General features: G+C 67.0%; 18 protein-coding genes, 2 tRNA genes and 1 pseudogene. 15 read left to right on the top strand and 6 right to left on the bottom strand.

Features of this window, described 5'->3' with window-relative positions:
• Positions 1–34: 34 nt before the first annotated feature.
• Together BLW38_RS00205 and BLW38_RS00200 are read right to left on the bottom strand one after the other, a co-directional pair.
• Positions 35–865 (bottom strand): ABC transporter permease, encoded by an 831-nt coding sequence (locus BLW38_RS00205; protein ID WP_092812660.1) that lies wholly within the window; start codon positions 863–865, stop codon positions 35–37.
• On the bottom strand, positions 862–1,872 hold the full coding sequence (locus BLW38_RS00200; RefSeq protein ID WP_092812657.1) for an ABC transporter permease: 1,011 nt from the start codon (positions 1,870–1,872) through the stop codon (positions 862–864). Before BLW38_RS00200 ends, BLW38_RS00205 begins: the two co-directional genes overlap by 4 nt.
• 179 nt (positions 1,873–2,051) lie before the next feature.
• Between BLW38_RS00200 and BLW38_RS00195 the strand changes: the two genes are divergently transcribed.
• The 12 genes and pseudogenes from BLW38_RS00195 (at position 2,052) to BLW38_RS00140 (ending at position 12,483) form a co-directional block, all read left to right on the top strand.
• The gene (locus tag BLW38_RS00195; RefSeq protein ID WP_092812654.1) at positions 2,052–2,507 is read left to right on the top strand and encodes an Lrp/AsnC family transcriptional regulator; all 456 of its coding nucleotides are present in this window, start codon (positions 2,052–2,054) and stop codon (positions 2,505–2,507) included.
• Positions 2,504–3,394 carry a dimethylarginine dimethylaminohydrolase family protein gene (locus BLW38_RS00190; RefSeq protein ID WP_092812651.1) on the top strand — a complete coding sequence of 297 codons (891 nt, stop codon included), beginning with the start codon at positions 2,504–2,506 and terminating at the stop codon, positions 3,392–3,394. The genes BLW38_RS00195 and BLW38_RS00190 overlap by 4 nt, the downstream gene beginning before the upstream one ends.
• Positions 3,395–3,524: 130 nt before the next feature.
• Complete coding sequence (locus BLW38_RS00185; protein WP_092812648.1) at positions 3,525–4,907, top strand: aspartate aminotransferase family protein; 1,383 nt, start codon at positions 3,525–3,527, stop codon at positions 4,905–4,907.
• A gap of 31 nt (positions 4,908–4,938) precedes the next feature.
• Positions 4,939–6,192, top strand: a complete 1,254-nt coding sequence (locus tag BLW38_RS00180; protein ID WP_092812645.1) for an NAD(P)/FAD-dependent oxidoreductase — start codon at positions 4,939–4,941, stop codon at positions 6,190–6,192.
• Between the two features lie 86 nt (positions 6,193–6,278).
• Entirely contained in the window at positions 6,279–6,458 is a 180-nt protein-coding gene (locus tag BLW38_RS00175) for a DUF5786 family protein (protein WP_092812642.1), read from the top strand.
• A gap of 9 nt (positions 6,459–6,467) precedes the next feature.
• Positions 6,468–7,020: pseudogene (locus BLW38_RS16760) on the top strand (endonuclease dU).
• A gap of 57 nt (positions 7,021–7,077) precedes the next feature.
• Positions 7,078–7,782: a uracil-DNA glycosylase gene (locus BLW38_RS00165; protein ID WP_092812639.1), complete on the top strand. Its 705-nt coding sequence runs from the start codon at positions 7,078–7,080 to the stop codon at positions 7,780–7,782.
• Between the two features lie 67 nt (positions 7,783–7,849).
• On the top strand, positions 7,850–8,509 hold the full coding sequence (hisH, locus tag BLW38_RS00160; protein WP_092815366.1) for an imidazole glycerol phosphate synthase subunit HisH: 660 nt from the start codon (positions 7,850–7,852) through the stop codon (positions 8,507–8,509).
• A gap of 73 nt (positions 8,510–8,582) precedes the next feature.
• A complete protein-coding gene (locus tag BLW38_RS00155; protein ID WP_092812636.1) occupies positions 8,583–9,884 on the top strand; it encodes an amidohydrolase in 1,302 nt (433 codons plus the stop codon).
• Between the two features lie 429 nt (positions 9,885–10,313).
• Positions 10,314–11,600, top strand: coding sequence for an adenosylhomocysteinase (locus tag BLW38_RS00150; RefSeq protein ID WP_092812633.1), 1,287 nt, complete (start codon positions 10,314–10,316; stop codon positions 11,598–11,600).
• A 122-nt stretch (positions 11,601–11,722) separates the two neighbouring features.
• Positions 11,723–12,160 (top strand): Holliday junction resolvase Hjc, encoded by a 438-nt coding sequence (gene hjc / locus BLW38_RS00145; RefSeq protein ID WP_092812630.1) that lies wholly within the window; start codon positions 11,723–11,725, stop codon positions 12,158–12,160.
• A gap of 80 nt (positions 12,161–12,240) precedes the next feature.
• A complete protein-coding gene (locus BLW38_RS00140; protein WP_092812627.1) occupies positions 12,241–12,483 on the top strand; it encodes a DUF7472 family protein in 243 nt (80 codons plus the stop codon).
• A 12-nt stretch (positions 12,484–12,495) separates the two neighbouring features.
• Here BLW38_RS00140 and BLW38_RS00135 read toward each other — a convergent pair whose 3' ends face one another.
• Together BLW38_RS00135 and BLW38_RS00130 are read right to left on the bottom strand one after the other, a co-directional pair.
• Entirely contained in the window at positions 12,496–13,665 is a 1,170-nt protein-coding gene (locus tag BLW38_RS00135; protein ID WP_092812624.1) for a DNA primase, read from the bottom strand.
• A gap of 111 nt (positions 13,666–13,776) precedes the next feature.
• On the bottom strand, positions 13,777–14,505 hold the full coding sequence (locus BLW38_RS00130; RefSeq protein WP_092812621.1) for a fumarylacetoacetate hydrolase family protein: 729 nt from the start codon (positions 14,503–14,505) through the stop codon (positions 13,777–13,779).
• A 107-nt stretch (positions 14,506–14,612) separates the two neighbouring features.
• Here BLW38_RS00130 and BLW38_RS00125 point away from each other — a divergent pair, with 107 nt between their 5' ends.
• Positions 14,613–14,876 carry a hypothetical protein gene (locus tag BLW38_RS00125; RefSeq protein ID WP_245710012.1) on the top strand — a complete coding sequence of 88 codons (264 nt, stop codon included), beginning with the start codon at positions 14,613–14,615 and terminating at the stop codon, positions 14,874–14,876.
• A gap of 186 nt (positions 14,877–15,062) precedes the next feature.
• Here the strand turns inward: BLW38_RS00125 and BLW38_RS00120 are convergent.
• Positions 15,063–15,135, bottom strand: a tRNA-Asp gene (locus tag BLW38_RS00120).
• 31 nt (positions 15,136–15,166) lie between these two features.
• Positions 15,167–15,239, bottom strand: a tRNA-Asp gene (locus BLW38_RS00115).
• 321 nt (positions 15,240–15,560) lie between these two features.
• Here BLW38_RS00115 and BLW38_RS00110 point away from each other — a divergent pair.
• Both BLW38_RS00110 and BLW38_RS00105 read left to right on the top strand, forming a co-directional pair.
• Entirely contained in the window at positions 15,561–15,791 is a 231-nt protein-coding gene (locus BLW38_RS00110) for a DNA-directed RNA polymerase subunit H (protein WP_092812618.1), read from the top strand.
• Positions 15,788–17,353 carry a DNA-directed RNA polymerase subunit B'' gene (locus BLW38_RS00105; protein ID WP_092812615.1) on the top strand — a complete coding sequence of 522 codons (1,566 nt, stop codon included), beginning with the start codon at positions 15,788–15,790 and terminating at the stop codon, positions 17,351–17,353. The genes BLW38_RS00110 and BLW38_RS00105 overlap by 4 nt, the downstream gene beginning before the upstream one ends.

Below are 17,353 nucleotides of genomic sequence, written 5' to 3'. Positions count from 1 at the left end.
GACTAAGTTTTGCCGAACGTGGAACGGCAGCCGCTCACCAGGTCGGCCCCTGGAACCACTGGGCGATCCCGACGAGCACCATCGTCGAGACCACGATCAGCGCGGCGATGACGTTGACGCCCGGGGAGATCCCCTGTCGCACCATCCCGAAGAAGTAGATCGGGAGCGTGTTCTCCTGGCCGATGATGAAGAACGTCACGACGTAGTCGTCGAAGCTCATCGCGAACGCCAACAGCGCGCCCGCGAGGACGCCCGGCTTTATCACCGGCAGCGTGACGTATCGGAACGTCTCGAGCTCGTTGGCCCCGAGGTCCATCGCCGCCTCCTCGAGGGTTCGATCGAAGTTCTGGAGCCGCGCCGCGACGACGACGGCGACGAAGCTGATGCCGAAGGCCACGTGACCGATGACCGCGGTTCGGATGCTGAGTTGCATCCCGACGATGTTGAAGAACAACAGCAGCGAGATCCCCATCACGATGCTCGGGATGATGATCGGCATGAACACCACGCCGGTGAACAGGCGCTTGCCGGGGAACTCGTAGCGGTCGAGCGCGAACGCGAGCATCGTCCCGAAGACCGTACTGATGATCACGCTCGCCGCGGCGATCTCGACGGAGTTGCTGAGCGCGGCCCAGGCGGCGTTCGGATCCACCCGGGCGACCGTCTCACCGCTCAACAGCGCCGCGTACCACTCGGTGGTGAACCCCTGCCAGACGATCGCGTATCGCGAGTCGTTGAACGAGAGCGTGACGAGGACGACGATGGGAATGTACAAGAACAGGTAGACGAGCGCCGTCTGCCCGAGCAGGATCCCGGTCCCGCGTTTGAACAGGCCGGACCGGATCCGACCGAGGACGCCGCTCACGCGAGCTCACCCCCGCCGCGCTGATAGGCAGCGATGCTCAACAGCATCACGCCCATCAACACGAACGACGCCGCCGCCCCGAGCGGCCAGTTGCCGGCCGATCCGAACTGGTCGGCGATCAGGTTACCGATCATCTGGCTGTCGGTTCCGCCGAGCAGCTCGGGGATCACGTACGCGCCAGCGCTCGGGATGAACACGAGCACGCTGCCGGCCATCACGCCGGGTTTCGAGAGGGGGAAGACGACGTGGACGAACGCCTCAAGCCGGTCGGCACCGAGGTCCATCGCCGCCTCACGGTAGGTGAAGTCGATCTCCTCGATGCTCGCGTACACCGGGAGGATCATGAAGGGGATCCAGATGTAGACCAGCCCGAGCAGGACGGCGAACCGGGAATTCATCAACGAGACGTCGGCTCCGATCCCCGGCAGGACCGCGAGCGCGTTCATCAGAACGCTGTTTGCCGACAACAGCAGCTGGATCGCGTAGATCCGAACCAGGAAGGACGCCCAGAACGGGAGGATGACGAGGACGACGAGCAGGTTTTGGTAGCGTTCGGGCGCGAGATGACCGAGGTAGTACGCCATCGGGTAGCCCACGACGAGCGAGACGACCGTGGCCACGACGCCGTAGCCGATGCTCTTGAACAGCAACCTGACGTACGGCGTCGCCTGGCCGCTCGTCAGCGACAGTTCGAACGGCACGATCGCCTCGATCGCCCAGGCGATCGTAACCCAGAGCCCGCCGATCAGCGACCGATCGTCGGGGATGAAGAACTCCCGATACTGTTGGAGCCCGAGGTTCTCGGGCGCGAGCAACACCTCACCGAACGCGCCGCGCTGGCCGAAGCTGAAGAGGAACATCACCGCCAGCGGGGCGAGAAAGAACACGCCGAGCCAGAAGGCGCTCGGCGCCAGGTTGACGACCGCGCCGGTGTACTGGTTCCGGCGGAGCCGCCGGACGAGTGCGGCGTCGATCCCCGACGCCGACCGCTTGGTATCACGTCCCATTGTCCTGTGGGAGTATAGCGCAGAGAGTGAAATATGTTTTGTATAGTAGCCGAATAGCAGACGATTCTATGAGAACAAAGGTGTTTGAGGAAATATTATGTTTTCAGAGCCCATCGATCGGGCTGAACACCGTGTCGCCAAACAAAACACCTAGGGGGGATGCGACTGCACCGGTCCATATGGACCTCGACGAGGTCGACCGAAAGATCCTCGCCATCCTGCAGGCGGACGGGCGCGCCGCACTCTCGGAGATCGCCCGACGGCTGGACATGGGGACGGCGACGATCCACGAACGGACGAACGCGCTGGAGGAGGAGGGCTACATCCGCGAGTACCGCGCGGTGCTCGATCCAGATCTGCTGGGCCGCAACGAGGTCGGGTTCGTGCGGGTGAACACGACCGCCGGCCGCTCTTCGGAGGTCGCCGAACGTCTGGTCGAGGTCACCGCTATCCAGGAGATCCACGAGCTCACCGGCGACGCCGACCTCCTGTTGAAGGTTCGCGTGGCCGATCGCCGGGAACTCACCGAGTTGCTGCGGGAGATCGGCCAGTACGACGGCGTCGAGGACACCGCGACCGACGTCGCGTTGCGCAGCGTCAAGGAAGAACACACGCTGCGGATCGATCACGAATGAGCGACGTCTGGGACCTCGAACCGTCCGTTCGATCGGAGTACGGCCGGCTCGAACGTGTGCTCGTTCACGAGCCGGGCGCGGAGTTCAACACGGTCGTCGACCCGGACGCATGGAACTGGGACGGCCTGCCGCGACAGGAGCGGGCGGCCAAGGAACACCAGGGGCTCGTGGAGGCGCTCGAGTCCCGCGGCGTCACCGTTCACCAGCTGACCGACGCCGCAGACGACCTGGCGGAGTCGCTGTTCGTCCGGGATGTCGGCTTCGCCATCGAGGGCGGCATCGTCGTCGGGAACATGGTCGAGGAGACGCGTCACGGCGAGGAGCGGCGTCTCTCCGAGCGCGTGATCGAGTTGGGGGCGCCGATCTACCACAGCGTCCACGGCGACGGCGGGTTCGAGGCCGGCAACATGGTGTGGATCGACGAGGGAACGGTCGCGATCGGGCGGTCGCAGACGACGAACGCGGCCGGGATTCGACAGGTGCGGACGGTGCTCGAGACCTACGGGGTCGACGTCATCGAGGTGCCGATCTTCGGCAGCACCGAAAGCACCGGCCAGACGCACCTCGCGCTGGTGTTCAGTATGGTCGCGCCGGATCTGGCGCTCGTCTACTCGGAGGCGGTGCCGCCGGAGTTCCTCGACACGCTCCACGACCGCGGGATCGAGACGATTCCGGTGCCGATGCGCGAGCAACGAAACCGTGCGACGAGCACGATCGTCGTCGAGCCGGGGACGATCCTGCTCCCCTCCGGGAACCACGAGGTGCGTGCAGCCCTGAAAGCACGTGGGTTCGAGGTCGTCGAACTGACGGCTCAGGAGATCCGGAAGGCCGGGGGCGGCCCGAAGGGGCTGGTCCTCCCCCTGGAGCGAGCGTCCGTGGAGGAGTGAGTCGGCGTCCGGCCCGTGGCTCGACCACCTTCGAACTGTTGACGATCTCCGAAGCATGTTGTCGTACGAATTTCGGTAGAACACACGTTTTGGCAAAGATTTATTTCCTCTCCTGCCGTCGATGGTGACAATGAGTCTCGGAGACAACGAGCACGATCACGCAAAGCGATTGCAGGAACGGACGTCGAACAGCCGGTCGTTTCACGAACGCGCGTCGTCGGTGACGCCGCTCGGCGTCGAGTCGAACGTTCGATCGTTCGACCCGTATCCGTTCTACATCGAGGAGACGGACGGCTCCTACGTCACCGATATGGACGGGAACGAATACCTCGACTTCCTGCTCGCGCTCGGCCCGATCATCCTCGGTCACGGCCACCCCGAGGTCCGGGAAGCGGTCAAAGCGCAGGTCGACACGAGCGACCTGACGGCAACGCCACAGCCCATCGCGATCGAGTTCATGGAGAAGGTGGTGGAGATGACCCCGTCGATCGAGCGTGTCCGAATGGCCAACAGCGGCACCGAGGCCACGATGCACGCGATGCGCGTGGCGCGTTCGTACACGGGCAAGGAGAAGATCGCGAAACCCGAGGGTGGCTATGCGGGTGCCCACGACTACGCGCTCCAGAGCGTCTACGCGAGCGAGGAGGCGCTCGGGCCGGCCAAGGAGCCGAATACCGTCTCCTACGGGACGGGGATCCCGGACGCAGTCAGCGAGACGATGGTCGCCATTCCGTTCAACGACAAGGAGGCGACCGAGCGGATCCTCCGGAAACACGCCGACGACATGGCGGCCGTGATCATCGAGCCGGTGATGTTCTCGTGCGGCTGTCTGAAACCCCGTGACGGCTACCACGAGTTCCTCCGGGACCTCACCGAAGAGCTCGGGATCGTCCTGATCTGGGACGAGGTAATGACCGGGTTCCGCCTCGGGCCGGGATCGGCACAGGGTCGGTTCGGGATCACCCCCGACATGACGACGTTCGCGAAGGCCGCCGGCGCAGGCTACCAGGTCGCCGGGTTCGGCGGGCGAACCGACATTATGGAGGAGATCATCCCCCCGCGCAAGGAGGAGGCCTCGAAGTGGAACTCCTCGGCATTCCACGGCGGCACGTACAACGGGCACCCGGTCGCGGCCGCGGCGGGCCTCAAGACGCTCGAGATCCTGGACGACCGGGACGTCTACGAGCACATCGACCGGCTCGGCGATCGGTTGTTCACCGGCCTCCAGGAGGTGGCCGACGACGTCGGCCTGCCGGTGAACGTTCAACACATCGGGTCGATGGGGCAGGTGTACATGACCGACCACGAGATCGCGTCCTACCGCGACACCTGGCACGCGAACGGGGACCGGTTCGCCGACTGGTGGCTCGAGGCGGCCGCCGACGGGGTCCTCTTCGGCAACCCGATGCAGGGCGAGCGGTTCTTCACCACCTACAGCCACACCGACGAGCAGATCGACGACGCGCTCGAAGTCGCCGAGGACGCCTTCCGCGCGGTCGATCACGAGTACTAACGATGCCACGAGCGACGGGAGCACACTAACGATGGGAGCCGAACACGACGGGACGGCGGCGTCGATCGGGTTCGATCCCGACGGGACGGAAAGCGACGGCAACGGGACGGAAATCGACGACGACACGGGGAGCGGGAAGCCACGCGTGGTCGTCATCGGCGGCGGCATCATCGGCTGTATGGTCGCCCGGGAGCTCGCGGACACGCATCGCGTGCTCGTCCTCGAACGGGACGGGATCGCACAGGGTGCGACCGCCCGGGCGGCCGGCGAGATCACGATGATCCCCTCCTACCCCGATTACCCGTCGATCGCGACCCACGGGCTCGACTTCTTCCGGTCGTACGACGGGACCGGCGCCTTCGAGTTCGCGGAGATTCCGAGCGTGGAGCTCGTGACGCCCGAACGCGAGGAGACCGTGCGTGCCCGTGTCGAGCGACAGCGTGGGAACGGCGTCGACGTCGCGTTCATCGAGGCCGACGACGCCCGGAAACAGTGGCCGGGGATCGATATGGACGAGTTCGTCGGCGTCGCGCGGTATCACGGGACCGGGCACGTCGACCCGTACACGCTGGCGACGACTGTTCAGGCCGAGGCGGCCGAAGCGGGCGCGCGCTTCGAAACGGACGTGACCGTCACCGAGATGGCGGTCGCGGCGGACCGCGACGAGGTGACCGGCGTCGAAACCGACCAGGGGTTCATCGCGTGCGACCACGTCGTCGCCGCGGCGGGATGGCGGACCCGGGACCTGCTTGCTCCCCACCTGCAGCTGCCGGTGCGGCCCTACCGGACGCAGTGTATCGTCCTGCGGCCGCCCGAGAACCTGCCGGCATCGTTCCCGATGGGGTGGATCCCCGGCGAACACGTCTACTTCCGGCCGGAGGCGAACGGCGACCTGCTCGTCGGCGGCTGGTCGTTCGCCGAGGACGACCCGGACGACGCGAGCCGGTCGGCCGACGAGGCGTTCCGCGACCACGTCGCCGACCTCGTTCCGCGGTTCGTCGACTCTCCGGGGGCGATGCGGCTCGTCGACGGTTGGGCGGGCGTCGACGGCGCGACGCCGGACACGCGGCCGATCATCGACGCGCCGGCGGACGCGCCCGACGGGCTGATCGTCGCGACCGGCTTCCACGGCCGCGGAATCATGACCTCGCCGATCGCCGCGACGCTCGTTCGGTGCCTCCTCGAGGGATCGGACCCGCCGTTTCCGCGGGATCCCTTCGAACTCGACCGGTTTGAGGACCGATCGCCCGATTTCGAGTTCGTCTCGATCAGCGCCGGGAACTGACGCGTCGTCGGGTCAGGTCCGGTCGGAACGGACTGGATCCACGGCGGCAGTGGTTTTTTGCCGGTTGATCACCAACATCCACGTGTATGGGTTTCGGAAGCTACGACGAGTCCGAACAGGAGAATCAGGATCTGGACGCCGACTTCGATGACGATGGGGTCCGCACCGCCGAGAACGACCACCAGGGACGGGTGGAATACGAGATCGGCGCCTCCAGCGACGAGCTGTTGGACCGGCTCCAGGACATCAAAACACAGGGCGAGTAACGACCACGCGTGAAATCCGGGAGCCGCTCGCTCGGGATCGCCTTCTCCGACGGGGACGATCGGAGCTGGATCGCGGGCGCGCTCGTCCGGACGAACGGACGCGTTGACGACCTGGTCGGCGGCACGTGCACGGTCGGCGGCACCGACGCGACCGCATCGGTCATCGGCCTCGTCGAGCGGCTCGACCGCGAGGACGCACGCCGGCTCGTGATCGCCGGGGTCGCGCCCGCGTGGTTCAATTGTGGTGGATATCGGGGTGATCCATCGGGCGGTCGACCGGCCGGTGATTTCGGTTTCCTTCGAGGCGAGCCCGGGCCTGGAGCCGGCTCTCCGGGAGCAGTTCGAGGGCGGCGCACTCGCGGCCCGGCTCGCGACGTATCGGTCGCTGCCGGATCGACGGGGCACGACGGCGCCGTTCGTGCGCGCGGTCGGCATCGATCCCGACCGGGCCGCCGACATCGTCCGTGAGGTGACGGTGGACGACGACGATCGTCCGGAGCCGGTTCGCGTCGCAAAACGGGCCGCGCGGGCGTTCCGGCGGTTCGCAGCCGAGCAGCAGTAGGGCGGGACGCGGTCGAACCCGATCGGGTTTTTGGCCCCTCCCGGACACCCGATCGGTATGAACGGCGACGACGGATCGGGGGAGGCGACCGCGACGCTCGATGACGACCTCCGGGTGACCGGCTGTGAGCGCTGTCCGGCGCTGGTGGAGTCCCGGTCCCGGATCGTGAACGGGGTCGGACCGACGGACGCCAGTCTGGTGTTTCTGGGTGAGGCACCGGGCCAGAACGAGGACGAGCAGGGAGAGCCGTTCGTCGGCCGATCAGGTGACGTGCTCGACGAGGCGCTTCGGGCGGCCGGGCTGGTTCGGTCCGACGTTCGGATCACGAACTGCGTCCGGTGTCGGCCGCCGGACAACCGGGACCCGTCGGTCGAGGAGCTGTCGAACTGTCGCGGCTATCTGGCGGCGGAGCTGAACCGGATCGATCCCGAGCTCCTCGTCACCCTGGGGAAGGTCCCGAGCCAGCACGTCCTCGATCGGGACGTCGCGATCACCGCGGAGGCCGGGTCGGTCGTCGACGCGCGCATCGGGGACGCCTCCCGACGGGTCCTCCTCTCGGTCCATCCGGCCGCAACGCTGTACGATCGGAGCCAGCGTGAGGGGTTTTTCGAGTCGATCGCCGAGGCGGCCCGGATCGCGGGGATCGGGAGCGCCGACGATGCGAACGCGGACACCGACGGCGGAAGCGGCGGCGGCCCGGGCGATGGCCGGCCGGGCGATGGCGGGAACGGCGGCGGCCAGTCCCGGCTCGGCGAGTTCTGAGCGGTCGGGTTCCGAGACTGCCGGCCCCGAGGGAAACCGATTTGACGACGGCCCGCCGAGGGACCGTATGAGCATACCGGAGCCCCCGGACGAGGCGCTGGCCGAGGTCGTGATCGTCGATTACGGCCTCGGCAACCTGCGGTCGGCCACGCGCGGGCTCGAGCGCGCCGGCGCGTCCGTGACGATCACTGACGATCCCGACGCGTTCGCCGCCGCCGACGGCGTCGTCCTCCCGGGCGTGGGCGCGTTCCGCGAAGGGATGGAGAACGCGGGGCCGTACCGCGACGCGCTCGTCGAGCACGCCGAGGCGGGCCGCCCACTGTTCGGCATCTGTCTCGGAATGCAGATGCTGCTCACTTCGAGCGAGGAGGCCGACCACGCCGGCCAGGGTGAGGTTCGCGGGCTGGACCTGATCCCGGGGACGAACGTCCGGTTCGACGTCGACGAGAAGGTGCCGCACATGGGCTGGAACGACCTGTCCGTCGATCACGATCATCCCGTCGCCGCGGGCGTCGACGGGGAGTACGCCTACTTCGTCCACTCCTACTACGCGGAACCCGATGATCCGGACGCGGTCGTCGCCACGAGCCGGCACGGCGTCGAGTTCCCGGCGATCGTCGCCAACGAGGCGGGCAACGTGTTCGGCACGCAGTTCCACCCCGAAAAGAGCGGGGAGACCGGGCTGCGGATCCTGCGGAACTTCGTGGAGTACTGCGCGGACCAGTAGCGGGCCGGCGCCACCCCGTCGCAACCCGACCGGTTTCGGTGGAGTTACGCCGTCGCTGAGCGAACGGTTGCGCATGAACGCGCTTGCCGTGACCGGCGGTCGGGTGCTCCATCCCGACGGCCGCGTCAGCGAGGCGGACGTACTGATCGACGCGGACGCGGGCCGGATCGAGGCGGTCAGCGAGGACGTCACCACGGGTCGGGAGATCGCCCGGACGCTCGACGCCGAGGGGGGACTCGTGATGCCGGGGCTCGTCAACGGCCACACCCACGTCTCGATGACGCTGTTGCGCGGCCACGCCGACGACAAGCCGCTGGAGTCGTGGCTGCGTGAGGACATCTGGCCCGTCGAGGCCGAGCTCACGGACGAGGACATCGAAGTCGGTGCGGAGTTGGGCGTCCTCGAGATGATCCGGTCCGGGACGACCGCGTTTGCGGACATGTACTTCTCGATGGACCGCGTCGCGGACGTGGTCGACCGGGCTGGGGTCCGCGCGCGGCTCGGCCGGGGGGTCGTCGCCGTCGGCAAGGATGAGGCCGATGCACGCGCGGACCTCGAGGGGAGCCTCGAGTTCGCACGAACCTACGACGGCGCCGCGGACGGCCGGATCCGGACGGCGTTTATGCCCCATTCGCTGACGACGGTGCCGGAGGGTCTGCTCGCGGAGGGGATCGAGTCGGCGGACGAAGACGACCTGTGGGTCCATCTCCACGCCAACGAGACGATGGGCGAGGTGGAGCCAATCGTCGAGGATCACGGCGTTCGCCCGCTGGAGTACGCGGCCGACCGGGGCGCGCTCGGCCCGGACCGGTTCCTCGCTCACGGCGTACACGTCGACGACACCGAGATCGAACTGCTCGCGGAGACGGACACCGCGGTGGTCCACTGTCCGGCCTCGAACATGAAGCTCGCCTCCGGGATCGCCCCGGTCCAGCACCTCCGGGAGGCGGGCGTCACCGTCGGGATCGGTACCGACGGCGCGGCCTCGAACAACGACCTCGACCTCTTCGGTGAGATGCGCGACACCGCGATGGTCGGCAAGATCGGCGCCGACGACGCGTCGGCGGTGCCGGCCGCGGCGGTCGTGGAGATGGCGACGAGCGACGGTGCCGACGCGATCGGTCTCCCCGGCGGCCGGATCGAGACGGGCGCCGCGGCGGACCTGATCGTCGTCGACCTTGAGGCGCCGCATTTGACGCCGGCTCACGACGTCGTGTCACACCTCGCGTACGCGGTCCGTGGCTCCGACGTCCGCCACACCGTCTGTGACGGGACGGTTCTGATGCGCGATCGGGAGGTCACCACCCTCGACGCGGCGGCCGTGATGGACCGGGCGGCGGAACACGCGGCCGACCTCGTGGCGCGAGCTGAGTGAACGCGGAACACGCCACGGCGCCAGCCCGAGTCACCCCGCGATCGAATCGACCGAACCGAACGGTCCCGCCGCGCGATCGACCGGATAGTTTCGACCGTTTACGGGAAAATCGGCGGTATAAACGGTTCTAAACGGTTTCCACGGTTCGAACGGCGAGGGGGATTTATTGATACCACCACCGTGTCTTCGAGTGCGGGCGACGCGGGGAGAGGCACACGATGGGGGGTTTCCCACGACCCATCCGTCCGGATGGGCACCCACACCACTCACCACACACTCACCACTTCACCGTGGGACCCCTACATCATCACCCACCACCACTCACCACCGTCTCACCCACACCACCAACCGTCGTCGTCCGCGTCGATCCACCACCCGATAGCGAGGCGTGTCGGTAGGGTTTTCTAGCGGGCTCGACCAGTATCGGCCATGAGCGACCACTACTCACCGGTCGTCGAGCATCTCGCGGAGCCGGAGACGGCCCGCGAGGAGGGACGCCGGAAGATGGATTGGGCCCTCCAGCATATGCCGATCCTCACGGAGCTGCGCGAGTCGTTCGTCGCGGACCAGCCGCTTGCGGGCGAGGTCATCGCGATGGCGATGCACGTGGAGGCAAAGACGGCGAACCTCGTCGAGCTGCTGGCCGACGGCGGCGCCGAGGTCGCGATCACCGGGTGTAACCCGCTGTCGACCCACGACGACGTCTCCGCCGCGCTGGACGCACACGAGAACATCACCTCCTACGCCGTCCGCGGCGTCGACGACGAGGACTACTACGACGCGATGCACGCGGTCGTCGCCCACGACCCGACGATCACCGTTGACGACGGGATGGATATGGTGAAGCTCGTCCACGAGGAGTATCCCGAGCTGATCGACTCGATCGTCGGCGGGGCCGAGGAGACGACGACGGGGGTCCACCGCCTGCGGGCGATGGACGCCGACGGGGAGCTTCAGTACCCGGTCTTCGCGGTCAACGACACGCCGATGAAGCGGCTGTTCGACAACATCCATGGCACGGGCGAGTCCTCGCTGGCGACCATCGCGATGACGACGAACCTCTCATTCGCGGGCAAGAACGTCGTCGTCGGCGGGTACGGCTACTGCGGGAAAGGCGTCGCGAAGAAGGCGGCCGGCCAGAACGCGAACGTCATCGTAACCGAGGTCGAACCCCGGCGCGCCCTGGAGGCGCACATGGAGGGCTACGACGTGTTGCCGATGGACGAGGCCGCCGCGACGGGCGACGTCTTCATCACGACCACCGGCAACCGCGACGTGATCACGAAGGAACACTTCGAGGTCATGCAGGACGGCGTCCTGCTGGCGAACGCCGGCCACTTCGACGTCGAGGTGAACCTCGAAGATCTCGAGGAGCTCGCCGTCGACCAGTTCGAGGCCCGCGACGGGGTCGAGGCCTACGAAATGGCCGACGGCCGCGAGCTGAACGTGATCGCCGAGGGGCGGCTCGTCAACCTCGCCGCGCCCATCGCGCTCGGTCATCCGGTCGAGGTGATGGACCAGAGCTTCGGGATCCAGGCGGTCTGCGTGCGCGAGCTCGTCGAGAACAGCAACGACTACGCGGCGGGCGTCCACGACGTCCCCGACGAGCTCGACCGCGAGGTCGCCGAGATCAAGCTCGCCGCCGAGGGCGTCGCGTACGACTCGCTGTCGGAGACACAGCGCGAGTATATGGACAGCTGGGAACACGGAACATAGAGCCGAACCGGGCGGCGTCGCCCGAACCGACGTCGGGCGTCGCGTTTTTACCCGGGTGCACGAAACGACCGATATGACCGACGCACGCGACTGCGACCGACCCGCCGTCCGGAGGCCGATCGATGTCTGCTAACCGGAAGGGCGACCGCCGCGAGCGCGAGCTCGTCAACGCCCTCGACGAGGCCGGGTTCGCGGTGATGCGCGCACCCGCAAGCGGGAGTGCAACCGAACGCGAACTTCCGGACGTGCTCGCGGGCAACGGCGAGCGGTTCTACGCGATCGAGGCCAAATCCAGCGCCGGCGACCCGATCTACCTCGACGGCGAGGAGGTCGAGGCGCTGTTGTTCTTCTCGCGGAACTTCGGCGCGAAGGCCCGGATCGCCGTCCGGTTCGACCGTGAGGACTGGTACTTCTTCCATCCGGGCGACCTCTACACGACCGACGGCGGCAACTACCGGGTGAAGAAGGAGACCGCGCTCGCCGACGGGACCGACTTCGCGGAGTTCGTCGGCGACTCCGAACGGACGACGCTCGACGACATCCGGAACGGCGACGGCTGATCCCCTCGACGACATCCGAGGCGACGAACGTGGATCGCCGGTTCGACATGCTTTTGACCCGGCCGTTCGGAGCCGGACGTATGGAAATCGACGCGGAGCTTCGTCGCCAGATCGTCGTCTCCCTCGCCGCTGTCCTCGTCTTCGTCGTCGGTCTCGTCGCGGTCGGAAGTCGGTTCGGGACCGGAAGCGGTTCCACAGACGGGATCTCGCTGGCGCCGGCGGGCGGAATCGCGCTGGTCGGGCTGCTCGGCGGGTTCGTCCTGTTGATGGCGCTCGTCGGCGTCTACCTGATGCGGGCGAACGGAACCGACGGGGCGGTCTGAGACGCCGCCGACTCACGCCGCCTCGGCGACGTCGTTTCGGTCTCGCCAGTCGACGATATCCTCGGCTGCCTCCAACCGAGCCTCATAGTAGGCCAGCGGATCGCCGGCGACCTGCCAGTGGTCGTCCTCGTTGTGACAGATCCCGTACGCCGAGAGCGTCTCACAGGTCGGCGGCGGGTACTGAGCCCCGGCCTCGTCGCGGAGATATTCGGTCTGGTAGCGAATGCCCTCGGCGTCGAGGCTGGTGTCGGCACAGAAGGCGACGATCTCGTCGGGCGACATCCCGATGGCCGTCAGAAACGCCATCAACGCGAGGCTCTCGGGGGGCGACAGCGCCGCCTCCCGCTCGGCCTTGTCGATCAGGTTTCGCATACACGGCGGGAACAGCTCAGGGACCACGACGTCGAAGCTGCCGACGGTCGCCCGCTCGTCGAGAAGCCGACGGAGGTCGGCGACGTGTGCCTCGAGGTCGCTGCTGATCCCGTCGTCGTCCGCGAACTCGAAGGGAAGCCCCTCGAGAATCCGCGATCGTGCTGCCCGCTCCAGACATCGGTCGAGGTCGGCCCGATCGATCCAAACCGTGCCGTCCCGGAGCTCGCGGTTGACGAGACGCCACCGATCGCCCCACTCCGCGTCGAACAACTGGAGATACGGACCCACGTCGATCCGAAACCACTCCGGATCGCGCGTGGACGGTCGTCCCGACGAGCCGCCACGCACGTGGGGCTCGACCACCTGACCCGTCGATCCGGCTCCACCGTTCGTCCCACGGACCGCGGGTCGGACCGCGTCCGCGAGGTCGAACTCCCGGAGAACGTCGGAGAGATCGAGCGAGACGGAATCGGTCGATCGGAGGGCGTCCTCGCGCTCGAGGTCCTCGCGAATCCGGTCGGCGGCGGTGGCGGCTTCCGCGCTCGCGTACTTCTCGACGGCGGCGGTCGACTCCAGCAGGGAGACGAGGATCCGGGCGATCGGATACGAGAGCAGTTCCGCCGTCACGTCGTAGGCATCTGGCGTCTCGCTCGCGGTCGTTCCCGAACGGAGCGCGCGCTCGACGCGTTCGCGACCGCGCTCGACCGCCGGCGCGTCAGACGCGACGAGCGCGGGCAGCGAGACGTCGGCGCCGGCGACCGCCTCGCGGGCCGCCTCGAAGAACGGATACCGCGCGTACAGCGGGTCCATCGTGACCGGAGTTGGACGGGGCGTCGAATAAGCGGTGTGGTTGCTCGAGCGGGGACGACCGGCGTCAGGCGTCAGCGATCCGGCCGAGGGATCCGATCGAGAGAGCCGGCCTCACCGCCGAACGGTCGTCTCGAGCGCGCCGATACCCTCGATCTCGACGACGACCTCGTCGCCGTCGGCCAGGGGGCTGACCCCTGCCGGCGTCCCGGTCGCGATGACGTCGCCGGGTTCGAGGGTGATGAAGTCGGTGATCTCGGCGATCAGATCCGCGGGCGAGAAGCTGAGGGCGTCGATGCTGGATGACTGCCGCGTCTCGCCGTTCACGCGGCACTCGATGGCGGCGTCGTCGGGGACGTCCGCGGGGTCGGCCACGACCGGGCCGATCGGAGCGGCGTTATCGAACGCCTTCCCGCGGACCCAGTTCTGCTCCTGGCGCTGGTCGTCGCGGTTCGAGAGGTCGTTCACGCAGGTGTAGCCCGCGATCACGTCCTCGGCGTCGGCCGCGTCGACGTTGCGGCACTGCTGACCGATCACGACGCCCAGTTCGGCCTCGTGGTCGATCCGGTCCGGTCCCGCCGGGAGCGTGACCGTGTCGCCGTGGCCGGACAGCGTGTTCGGCGGCTTCAGGAACAACAGCGGCCGGTCCGGCACGTCCTTCCCGGACTCGGCCGCGTGGTCGACGTAGTTCAACCCGACGCAGACGATCTTGCTCGGGGAGACGGGCGGAAGGACGTCGACCGCGTCGACGTCATAGATCTCGCCCGCAGCGTGGAGGCCATCGTCGGTCCACTCGCCGGTTCGAACGGTGCCCGCCGGATCGCGGAAGCGTGCCGTATGCATCGTGCGATGATATCACGGATCGGAGCGATAAGGATTCCCCTTTCCCGCCGCCACGTGGGCGACCGGTTCAACGTGTTTATGTCGGCCGCGGGACCATCTCATCGTCAATGAGCGACACCAGTGAGGCGGACGACGCCGCCGACGGCACCGAACCGGTGACGGCCACGGACGAGGACGAACCGACCGTCCCGATCCGGTGTTCGGCCTGTGAGACGACGACGCGCGTCCCGCTGTCGTCGCTGGCGGACGCGATCGACCGCCACAACCGAACCCGCCACGACGGTGAGGAGATCGCCGAGGTCGCGCCGGGGATCGCCGACCGGCTTGCGGACCTGGTCGCGCGCGATCTCGGCCTCCTCGAGGAGGAGTGAATCCTCCCGGAGGAGAGGGAATGCTCTCGCGGGAGAGTGAATCCCCTCGATGGAAAAATGCTCCTCGCTCACGGTTGAGTGGCGATCGACTCGCGTGGCTCCTCACTCGTTGTTGCGACGGCAGAAATTCCCGTCATCTGCGTTTTCGACGGACGGTTCGCTCCGCTCGTCGTGTTGTTCGTAAAACGCCCGGAGCGGGATTTGAACCCGCGTCACGACCGTGACAGGGTCGTATGATGGGCCACTACACCATCCGGGCAGCCGGTGTTCGCGGTCGGTCGCAGCAAGAGCGCCCGGAGCGGGATTTGAACCCGCGTCACGACCGTGACAGGGTCGTATGATGGGCCACTACACCATCCGGGCCTGCTGCACTCTCGGATAGCCGAGTAGTATAAATAAGGCTTGTCATCCGGGGCAGGCGTGTCGATCGGTCACATCCGATCAGCTGGCCCCATTCGATCGGTTTGGGACCACGGAGAGGAGCTGGCCGACTCCACCGATCCGCCGCAGCGCGACGAGCGGCCCCAGCGGCGGCGTCACCCTTTTATATTGACCGACCGTGTGTTCGGATATCACTCGCCCGCCAGCCGGCAGCCGCGCTTCGCGCCTCGGTTGGCAACTCTTATGAGCGTGGGGCCAATAGCGACCTGTAGTATCTCGTGATAGCTTCTTTCCCCATCACCCATGGTAAACGTAACTGACCACGAACTCGTTCCCGACCACGAGCTTCTCGACGACCCGGAGCGGGTCGAGGAGGTGCTCACGGAGTACAACATATCGAAAACAGACCTGCCGCGTATCAAACGCACTGACCCGGCACTACCCGACGACGCCGAACCCGGAGACGTCGTCAAGATCACCCGGGAGTCCCGAACGACCGACCAGGCGATCGTCTATCGACTCGTGATCTCATGAATAGGGAAGACCGACGCGTCGTTTCACGCGAATACTTCTCGGATGAACGGCTCGCAGAACACCACTTCCGCTCGTTCAACAACTTCCTGAACCGCGGGATGCAGGACGTCGTCGACGAGAAGGAGACGATCGAAACCGACATCGGCGACAAGGAGGGCCAGGAGCCCGTCTACGTCGAACTCGGCGACGTTCGAATGGTCACACCGCGGGTCCGCGAGGCCGACGGGTCAGAGGAACTGCTGTATCCCCAGGAGGCCCGTCTGCGGAACATCACCTACTCCGCGCCGGTCTTTATGGAGATGTCCATCGTCCGTGGCGGCGAGGATGAGCCGGAAACGGTCGTCGACACCACGGAGACGAAGGTCGGTCGGATGCCGATCATGGTCGGCTCCGAGAAGTGCAATATGGCCGGCTTCTCCGACGAGGAACTGATCGACATCGGCGAGGACCCCGTCGATCCCGGTGGCTACTTCATCGTCAACGGCTCAGAGCGCGTCCTGATGACCTCCGAGGACCTCGCGCCGAACAAGATCCTCGCGGAGTACGACTCGAAGTACGGCGACGAGATCCAGGTCGCCAAGACGTTCTCTCAGCGACGTGGCTACCGCGCGCTGGTGCTGTGTGAGCGCAACCGCGAGGGACTGCTCGAGGTCTCGTTCCCGTCCGTCTCGGGATCGATCGACTTCGTCACGCTCGTGCGCGCGCTCGGTCTCGAGTCGGACGAGGAGATCGTCCACCGCGTCTCCGACGACCCGGAGATCGTGAAGTATATGCTCGAGAACCTCGAGGAGGCGTCCGTTCAGACCGAAGAGGAGGCCATCGAGGAGCTGGGCAAGCGCGTCGCCAGCGGACAGGGCAAGAACTACCAGCTGAAGCGGGCGAACTACGTGATCGACCGCTACCTCCTGCCGCACCTCCACGAGGAGGGTGTCGAGGAGGAGGACGTGCGGATCAACAAGGCCTACTACCTCTGCCGGATGGCGGAGGCGTGTTTCGAGCTGGCGCTGGGGCGCCGGGAGTCCGACGACAAAGACCACTACGCGAACAAGCGGCTCAAGGTCTCCGGCGACCTGATGAAGGACCTGTTCCGGACGGCGCTCAACAAGCTGGCGCGGGACGTGAAGTACCAGCTCGAGCGCGCCAACATGCGGAACCGCGATCTCACCGTCAACACGGTCGTCCGCTCGGACGTGTTGACCGAGCGACTCGAACACCCGATCGCGACGGGCAACTGGGTCGGCGGCCGGTCGGGCGTCTCCCAGCTCGTCGATCGGACGGATTACATGGGCGTGCTCTCACACCTGCGTCGTCTCCGATCGCCGCTGTCGCGCTCGCAGCCGCACTTCGAGGCGCGGGACCTGCACGCGACCCAGTGGGGGCGCATCTGCCCCTCCGAGACGCCGGAGGGCCCGAACTGTGGGCTCGTGAAGAACTTCGCGCAGGCGATGGAGCTGTCACAGGACATCGAGGACGAACAGGGACTCAAACGCGAACTGGCGTCGATGGGTGTCGAGGGGATCCCCGGCATCGAGGGCGTCGACCGAACCACGGCGGACGATTGA

It is taken from the genome of Halopenitus malekzadehii, from assembly GCF_900108505.1.
GTDB lineage: Archaea > Halobacteriota > Halobacteria > Halobacteriales > Haloferacaceae > Halopenitus > Halopenitus malekzadehii.
Note: the sequence above shows the minus strand (reverse complement) of the source record. Positions and strands in the feature narration are given on the sequence as shown.

Coding starts and splice junctions, on each gene's coding strand:
- BLW38_RS00200 (WP_092812657.1), bottom strand. CDS start 1,872: ATGGGACGTGATACCAAGCGGTCGGCGTCGGGGATCGACGCCGCACTC.
- BLW38_RS00195 (WP_092812654.1), top strand. CDS start 2,052: ATGGACCTCGACGAGGTCGACCGAAAGATCCTCGCCATCCTGCAGGCG.
- BLW38_RS00190 (WP_092812651.1), top strand. CDS start 2,504: ATGAGCGACGTCTGGGACCTCGAACCGTCCGTTCGATCGGAGTACGGC.
- BLW38_RS00185 (WP_092812648.1), top strand. CDS start 3,525: ATGAGTCTCGGAGACAACGAGCACGATCACGCAAAGCGATTGCAGGAA.
- BLW38_RS00180 (WP_092812645.1), top strand. CDS start 4,939: ATGGGAGCCGAACACGACGGGACGGCGGCGTCGATCGGGTTCGATCCC.
- BLW38_RS00175 (WP_092812642.1), top strand. CDS start 6,279: ATGGGTTTCGGAAGCTACGACGAGTCCGAACAGGAGAATCAGGATCTG.
- BLW38_RS00165 (WP_092812639.1), top strand. CDS start 7,078: ATGAACGGCGACGACGGATCGGGGGAGGCGACCGCGACGCTCGATGAC.
- hisH (WP_092815366.1), top strand. CDS start 7,850: ATGAGCATACCGGAGCCCCCGGACGAGGCGCTGGCCGAGGTCGTGATC.
- BLW38_RS00155 (WP_092812636.1), top strand. CDS start 8,583: ATGAACGCGCTTGCCGTGACCGGCGGTCGGGTGCTCCATCCCGACGGC.
- BLW38_RS00150 (WP_092812633.1), top strand. CDS start 10,314: ATGAGCGACCACTACTCACCGGTCGTCGAGCATCTCGCGGAGCCGGAG.
- hjc (WP_092812630.1), top strand. CDS start 11,723: ATGTCTGCTAACCGGAAGGGCGACCGCCGCGAGCGCGAGCTCGTCAAC.
- BLW38_RS00140 (WP_092812627.1), top strand. CDS start 12,241: ATGGAAATCGACGCGGAGCTTCGTCGCCAGATCGTCGTCTCCCTCGCC.
- BLW38_RS00135 (WP_092812624.1), bottom strand. CDS start 13,665: ATGGACCCGCTGTACGCGCGGTATCCGTTCTTCGAGGCGGCCCGCGAG.
- BLW38_RS00130 (WP_092812621.1), bottom strand. CDS start 14,505: ATGCATACGGCACGCTTCCGCGATCCGGCGGGCACCGTTCGAACCGGC.
- BLW38_RS00125 (WP_245710012.1), top strand. CDS start 14,613: ATGAGCGACACCAGTGAGGCGGACGACGCCGCCGACGGCACCGAACCG.
- BLW38_RS00110 (WP_092812618.1), top strand. CDS start 15,561: ATGGTAAACGTAACTGACCACGAACTCGTTCCCGACCACGAGCTTCTC.
- BLW38_RS00105 (WP_092812615.1), top strand. CDS start 15,788: ATGAATAGGGAAGACCGACGCGTCGTTTCACGCGAATACTTCTCGGAT.